Annotated in this window: 4 protein-coding genes and 1 pseudogene; all 5 read left to right on the forward strand. The window is 64.7% G+C overall.

Translation table 11 applies throughout. The features are described 5' to 3' along the window. Positions 1 to 69 precede the first annotated feature (69 nt). Positions 70 to 705, forward strand: coding sequence for a CoA transferase subunit B (locus tag ACFC3J_RS21950; RefSeq protein ID WP_375198079.1), 636 nt, complete (start codon positions 70 to 72; stop codon positions 703 to 705). A gap of 11 nt (positions 706 to 716) precedes the next feature. Further along, the gene (locus tag ACFC3J_RS21955) at positions 717 to 1,157 is read left to right on the forward strand and encodes an HIT family protein (RefSeq protein WP_375198080.1); all 441 of its coding nucleotides are present in this window, start codon (positions 717 to 719) and stop codon (positions 1,155 to 1,157) included. A 30-nt stretch (positions 1,158 to 1,187) separates the two neighbouring features. Continuing rightward, positions 1,188 to 2,486 (forward strand): glycosyltransferase family 4 protein, encoded by a 1,299-nt coding sequence (locus ACFC3J_RS21960; protein ID WP_375198081.1) that lies wholly within the window; start codon positions 1,188 to 1,190, stop codon positions 2,484 to 2,486. A gap of 108 nt (positions 2,487 to 2,594) precedes the next feature. Then, entirely contained in the window at positions 2,595 to 4,232 is a 1,638-nt protein-coding gene (locus ACFC3J_RS21965; RefSeq protein ID WP_375198082.1) for a beta-3-deoxy-D-manno-oct-2-ulosonic acid transferase, read from the forward strand. Then, a pseudogene (locus ACFC3J_RS21970) lies at positions 4,225 to 5,017 on the forward strand (capsular biosynthesis protein); the annotation flags it as partial. The gene ACFC3J_RS21965 and the pseudogene ACFC3J_RS21970, both read left to right, overlap by 8 nt.

Raw genomic sequence — 5,017 nt, forward strand, 5'->3', positions numbered from 1 at the left:
CATGATCGTCGGCGCGCCCTATGACAAGAAGATCGAATTTCGCACCGTTCGCCAGAGGGAGGCCGCATAATGGCATGGACTCGTGACGAAATGGCCGCACGGGCGGCCAACGAGCTTCAGGATGGCTTTTACGTGAACCTGGGAATCGGTATTCCTACGCTGGTGGCCAATCATATTCCCGCTGGCGTCGAAGTGACGCTCCAGTCGGAAAACGGCATGCTGGGCATCGGCCCCTTTCCCTATGAGGGCGAAGAGGATGCCGATCTGATCAATGCGGGCAAGCAGACGATCAGCGAATTGCCGCAGACAGTCTATTTCAGTTCGGCGGACAGCTTCGCGATGATTCGCGGCGGGCATATTGACCTGACCGTGCTGGGCGCGATGGAGGTCGCGGAAAATGGCGATATCGCCAACTGGATGATCCCCGGCAAGATGATCAAGGGCATGGGCGGCGCGATGGATCTGGTCGCGGGCGTCAAGAAGATCATCGTCGTGATGGAGCATACGTCCAAGGACGGCAGCCCCAAATTCATCCCCGCCTGCACCCTGCCGCTGACGGGCAAGAATGTGGTCGACATGATCGTCACCGACCTCTGCGTATTCCAGCGGCCCGACCATGACAGCCCGTTCAGGCTCGTCGAACTCGCTCCGGGCGTGACGGCGGAGGAAGTCGCCGCTAAGACGACGGCTCATTATGTGAGCTGAGGATTGGCGGCATGAGCCTGGATGGTGTTTACGATGAGGGCAATGTCTTCGCCCTCATCCTGCAGGGGAAGATCCCTTCGACCAAACTCTACGAGGATGAGCATACATATGCGTTCCTCGACATCCAGCCGCAGTCCCGGGGGCATAGCCTGGTCATTTCCAAATGGTCGAAGGCGCGCAACATATTGGAGGCGGAGGACGAGGCGCTGGCGCAGCTGATGGCGACGGTGAAGAAGGTCGCCGACGCCACGCGCAAGGCGCTGGACCCGGACGGCATCCACGTCGCCCAGTTTAACGGCGCGCCGGCCGGGCAGACCGTGTTCCACCTGCATTTCCACATCGTCCCGCGCTGGGAAGGTCAGCCCCGCGGCTTTGTCGCCCATGCGCAGGGCGGTTTCGCCGATCCGGCCGCATTGCAGGCGCTGGCCGAAGAGATTCGCGCCCAGTTCTGATGCGCCCGATCCCGATGAAAGCGCTCTGACATGGCGCTCAAACCCTTCAGGGCGCCCGGTGCGCGGCTGGCCCTGCGCTCCAAGCGGGAGAGCAGGCGCTTTTCCGGCGGCGATCGGCCGGCGGAGGTGATCCTCGACATCTCGCGGCTGCTTTCGCGCAGCTTTCACGCGGCGCCGACGGGGATTGACCGGGTGGAGTTCACCTATGCCCGCGAATTGCTGGAGCGGATGCCCGATCGGCTGGCCTTTGCCGCGGTGCATCCGGCGGGCGGCTATTATGGGCGGCTGAAGGATGCGGCGGTGCGGCAGTTTCTGGCCTTCACCGCGGCGCGCTGGCGCAATACGGGTCCGGTCGATGAAAAGGAGAGCAAGGCGGCGGTCATCCGCCATCTGATCGCGCTGCGGCCCCGCCCGGTGCCGGCGGCGCAGGGGCCGCGCATCTATTTGCAGGTGTCGCCGCATCATCTGGACGACGCCGATCAGGTGGGCGCCATCCTGCGGGCGGAGGGCGCGCGGTTCGTGACGCTGGTGCATGATGTGATCCCGCTGACGCACCCGGAATTCGCCCGGCCGCAAGGCGCGGAGGAGCATCTGAAGCGCGTGCGGACGATCGATCGCTATGCCGACGGGATCATCGGCAACAGCCAGGCGACGATCGACGCGCTTGCGCCGCATCTGAAGCGGGGCCTCGACGGGCGGACGATCCGGGTGGCGCATTTCGGCGCCGACGCCCCGGACATGGTGATGGAGGGCAGTCATGACGTCCCCGCTCGACCCTATTTCGTCTATATCTCGACCATCGAACCGCGGAAAAACCATCTTCTGCTGCTCAACATCTGGCGGCGGCTGGTGGAAAGGCTGGGCGATGGCGCGCCGGTGCTGGTGCTAATCGGGCGGCGCGGCTGGGAAAATGAGAATGTCGTCGACATGCTGGAGCGCGCCGAAATATTGCGCGGCCATGTGATCGAGGCGGGCAGCGTGCCCGACAATCAGATGAATGCGCTGGTCGCGGGGGCGCGGGCGATGCTGATGCCCTCTTTCGAGGAAGGCTATGGCATGCCGGTGATCGAAACCCTTTGCGCAGGCGTGCCGGTGATCTGCAGCGACATCATGGCGCATCGCGAAGTGGGCGGGGAGGCGCCCGATTATCTCGATCCGCTGGACGGCCTTGGCTGGTTGCGGGCGATCGAAGCCTATGCCCGGCCACACTCGCCGGAGCGGGCCGCGCAACTGGCGCGGATCGCGGTCTGGCGTCCGCCGACCTGGGAAGCCTATTTCGATATCGTAGCCGATATGTTGCACGAGATGACGGCTTTCGCGCCGGCTTGACGTCTGTTCGACAGGCGACCAAGAAGTCGTTGTGTGAATTGCGTTTTTGATTAGCTGAAGCGTTGTTCCATTGGCGCTAATATGGGTCGTGTCAGGGGGCGGCTGTACGTGAACGCGATTCCATTTCTGCGCTCCCCGCCTTTTCCGGGCATTGCGCGCGCGACGGCGGCGGTAAGCCGGATCCGGGAGGAAGGCGAAGCGATCCAAACCGTGACCGATGCTGTGCTTGATGCGGTCGCGCAGGCGCGGGTTGGCGGCAGTTTCTGGGGACATCGGCCGGATGGCATCCAACTGGTGGCGCGGGAAGGCGTGGCCGTTCCGCAGGCGGCGCTTGATGGGCTGAAGCGGCAGGATGTCGGCATCGTGCGCGGTGCAAGACGGGTGGCTGGCGCAGGGGTCGGGCGCCTTTTGCCCGATCCCGCCGACCTTTGGTTCGTGATCGCGGCGGCGCGGTCCGTCCATGCAGCGCCGGACGATGAACTGGCGATGATTGCGGGGCTGCTGGGCGTGCCGGTCTTTGGACCGGATGGCAAGCCGGTCGCCGCCGAACGGCTGCGCGCAGCGGCGCGGGCGGCGGTGGCGGCGGCCCGGTATCGCGACTGTTACAGTGGAGAGCCGGTCGACGCGATGCAGGCTGTCGCGCAGCTTTCCGACTGGCGGCGGCATCTGGACGGCAATCGCGGCATCGCGGCGGCGAGCGGCATGGCTTTCTGGAAGCGGGAGGCGATCCGCCATTTCCTCTGGGACGGGTTGCGCTCTCCGCCTTTCATGTCGGCTGAAAAAGGCGTGCGGCGGGCGAAACGGGAAGGCGGCGCGCTCGCCGTCTGGCCGTCCCGCGTGTCCGCCGCCCTCATGCAGGACGCGCGGCGCGGCGGCGTGACGATCGCCAGGGTGGAGGACGGCTTTCTCCGCTCCAAAGGGCTGGGTGCGGCCCTGCATCCGCCGGGATCGGTGGTGGTCGACCGTTCGGGCATTTATTATGACGCGCGAAGCCCCAGCGACATGGAGACGCTGCTGGCGACCCACCCTTTTTCTCCGGCTGAGGAGCAGCGGGCCGTCGGTTTGCGGGCGATGATCCGTTCTTCGGGCGTCACCAAATATGGCAGGGATGCAGGCGCGATGATCGCCCTGCCGCAGGAGCGTCGCACGGTGCTGGCGGTCGGGCAGGTCGAGGATGATCTGTCGGTCGAATTTGGCGGTGCGGGGGTGACGGGCAATCTCGACCTGCTGCGACGCGTGCGCGCGGCCGAGCCGGAGGCTTGGATCGTCTATCGCCCGCATCCCGATGTGCAGGCGGGGCTGCGCAAGGGGCATTTGAGCGATGCCGTCGCGCTGGGCATCGCCGATGCGATCGACCTGGGGTCACCGCTGATGGCGCTGGTGCAGGCGGTGGACGAGGTGCATGTGCTTTCCTCTCTCACCGGCTTCGAGGCGCTTATGCGCGACAGGCCCGTCACGGTCCATGGCATGCCCTTTTACGCGGGATGGGGGCTGACGCGTGATCTGGCCACTCCCAATGGACGGCGCGGGCGCCGACTCACCCTGGACCAGCTTGTCGCTGGCGCCCTGATTCTCTATCCACGTTATCTGGACCCGATGACGCGCTTGCCTTGCGGACCTGAAATCATGGTCGAACGTTTGGCAAGCGGGGCGCCGTCGCCGGTGTCATGGCTGGTCCGGCTGCGGACTTTACAGGGGAAGTTGCAAAGATTTATGACCTTGTCTGCCGAGTATCTGCATGGTTGACGCGCCCGCCCGAACCTTCCTTTTCCTTCAGGGACCCCATGGCCCCTATTTCGCGATGCTGGCCGATGCGCTGAGAGGCAGGGGGCATCAGGCGCTGCGCATCAACATCAATGGCGGCGACAAGGTCGACTGGCCGGGGGAGGGGGCGACCGACTATCGCGGGACTTTCCGCAACTGGCCGATCTTCTTCGACGATTATATCGTCAACCACGGCGTGACCGACCTCATTCTCTACGGTGACTGCCGCCCCTATCACGCCTCCGCGCACAAGATGGCGCGGTTGCGCAACCTGCGCGTCCATGTGGTGGAGGAGGGCTATATCCGCCCCGATTTCCTCACTCTTCAGGAAGATGGAGTGAACGGCAATTCGACCCTGCCGCTCGATCCCGACTGGTATCTGGAGCAGGCAAGGGAACTGCCCCCCGAAGAGGGCGGACGAGATCCGCAAATCCCCTCGACCTTCCGCCGGCGGGCGTTCAACACCGGGCGGAACGGCATGGCATCGGCGCTGATGCGGCCGGTCTTTCCCTTCTACCGTACGCATCGGCCCAACAGCTTCCTCTGGGAAACGGCGGGCTGGTTCAAGAAACTGAATCTGCGCAAGGGCGAAAAGCGCAAGTCGCGGGAGGAATGGTCGAAGGTCTGCGATCGGCCCTTTTTCACTTTGCCGCTCCAGCTCGATTCCGATTACCAGATTCGGGTTCATTCCCCCTTCGGCACGATGCGGGCAGCGCTGGTCAATGCGCTGCAACGCTGGGCGACCACCCAGACGCGCCTCGGCATCC

The sequence above is a fragment of the Sphingobium sp. genome (assembly GCF_041987595.1).
GTDB lineage: Bacteria > Pseudomonadota > Alphaproteobacteria > Sphingomonadales > Sphingomonadaceae > Sphingobium.